This window comes from Mycobacterium sp., from assembly GCF_050701675.1.
GTDB lineage: Bacteria > Actinomycetota > Actinomycetes > Mycobacteriales > Mycobacteriaceae > Mycobacterium.
Map to the genome: position 1 here is coordinate 1 of NZ_JBOGDD010000722.1, position 2,438 is coordinate 2,438.

General features: G+C 67.7%; 1 protein-coding gene. It reads right to left on the reverse strand.

Annotated features, from left to right (window positions below; all coding sequences use genetic code 11):
* Positions 1–74: 74 nt before the first annotated feature.
* The coding region (locus ACRDUX_RS22190; protein ID WP_526416550.1) for an MMPL family transporter at positions 75–2,438 on the reverse strand (2,364 nt) is incomplete at its 5' end.

Sequence of the window (2,438 nt, forward strand, 5' to 3'; positions counted from 1 at the left end):
CCCGATGCCGAGGAAGCGACCCTAGCGGCCGACGTGGGACCGCCCATCGCGGGCGAGAGCGACGATTTAGGCGACTAGAGCCGGCCCTCGCGGCGGAGCAGATCCGCAGCGCTGACCCCGCCACCCCGACGCTTGGGGTTCTCGTCGGCAGCTTGGCGCGTGTCGATCTTCTCGGTGGCATCGGCGTCCGCAGGACGCTGAGCCGGGATCGCGGTGGTCGGCGGTTCGACACCCCCAGCGGGGGCCGGAGGTGGCGGCTGGCGCCGCTCGCGTGGCGGCCGCTTGGCGTCACCCGTCGGCGTCGAGCCCGTCGCTCCGCCGCGCAGATCGCCCAACCAGGACTCGATCTCTCGGCTCCCGGTGACGCTCGACCCGCGCGCGGGCGCCGATCGCCGACTTGGCGACGGGGCGCCACGGGGAGCCGACCGTCCCGGCTCGACCCGCGGCGTGCGCTGCGTGGCCGGCTCGGTGGGGACCGGCAGACGTGTGGTCTGGTCGGCTGCGGGTTTGGGCAGACGGGTCGTGGGTGGCTCGGCGGCGGGGGCGGCCGGGGTCGGGATGCGCGTGGTGCCCGCGGCCGACGGTGGGCTGACCCGCTGCGGAGCCGCCTTGCCGGTGCCGATGGCCCGCTGGCCTTCGGGGTGGGTGGGATCGTGCGGCGGCCTGACCCTGGCCGACGTGGGCGCACCTGCGCCGACGAGTGCCTCCGAGTCGACCGCGGCTTCGCGGACCGTCGGCCGCTTGCGCTCGTCAGGCAGTTCGACTTCGCCGAGCCCGATGCGCTCCTGGATGCGCTTCATCCAATGTGGCGCCCACCAGCAGTCGTCACCAAGCATCTTCATGATCGCGGGCACCAGGAACATCCGGACCACGGTGGCGTCCAGCAGGAGCGCGATGAGCAGGCCGAACGCCAGATACTTCATCATCACCAGGTCGGAGAACACGAACGCGCCTGCGACGACGGCCAGCACCAGGGCGGCGCCGGTGATCAATCGGCCGGTGGTGGCGGTGCCGATGCGGATGGCCTCGGCGGTGGACATGCCACGCGCCCTGGCCTCCACCATGCGCGACACCAGGAACACCTCATAGTCGGTCGACAGACCCCAGATGACCGCGATGATCAGACCGATCATGGGGGCCATCAGCGGCTGTGGTGTGTAGTTCATCAGCCCCGAGCCATGCCCATCGATGAACATCCAGGTCAGCGCACCCATGGTCGAGCCGAGCGTCAGCGCGCTCATTACCGCGGCCTTGATCGGCAGCACCAGCGAGCCGAACGCCAGGAACATCAAGATCGTGGTGGTGCTGATCAGCAGGACCAACATCAATGGCAACTTGTCGAACAGGCTGTGAATGCCGTCCTGCGCCAACGCAGGTGTGCCACCTACCGACATGGTCAGTCCACGCGGCGGCGGTATCGCGCGCAACTCCGCGATCTTCTTGGCGGCGTCGTTGGGGTTGGTCAGAGCGTTCTGCAACACCCGGACCGACGGATCCTTGGACGCACCGTCCAGGTAAGGGCGTTCCTGCCACATCTTGGCCGGGTCGTTGTTCGGGTCGACGAAGCCGGAAACGGCCATCACCTTGCTGCGGGCGTCGGCGATCTGCGCGTCGGTCACCGGCTGGCCGTCTTCGCTCTCGATCACGAGTGTCAGCGGATCGGTGCGGAAGCCGGGGAAGATCGTGTCGAATTCCTGCTGCGCCTGTCGCACCGGGTTGTCCGGAGGCAGGTACTTCTCACTGATGCCGCCAAGGGAGAGATTTCCGAGCGGGATGATCAGCGCAATCATGACGATCACGATGGGCACGGCGAACGCGGCAGGCCGCTTCATCACGCGATTGACCAACTTGCCCCAGAAGCCCTTTTCGACCTCTGCCCTGGTCTTGGTCTTCTGCGTCTTGTCGGCCAGCCAGTTCAGCCACCAGACGATCGGGCCGCGTACGAGCGGCACGGCCCGCGACAGGGCGAGTCCGGCGATGACCACCGAGACGAAGATCACGACGCCGAGCAGGATCCAGTACAGCGCACTTTCGATGACGCCCGCGTCACGCAGCGCGATCACTCCGTACCCGAGCGCGCACATCAGGCTGATATAGCCGAGGACCAAACCGATGAGGGCCAATCCCGCGCCGCGTTCACCGGTCGTCCTGATGCGCGATCGGGCGATGTGCCCGAACGCGATGCCCAGCGGCGGAAGCAGGATCCCGACCGGGATGGACGCCAGGGCAAGGGGATTGGAGCGCGGATTGGAGGGGTCGGAGATGATGGGATCGGGCTGGGCGAACCGCACCAGCATCTTCACTCCGACGGCATCGACCTTCGGCCCGAGGATCGCCAGCACGGCCGCCAGCACGGTGATCGAGAGAATCGACGCCAGCATGACCGAGGCGATGATCGCGTAGGTGATCGACTTCAGGAAGTCCAGTGGGATCAGAAG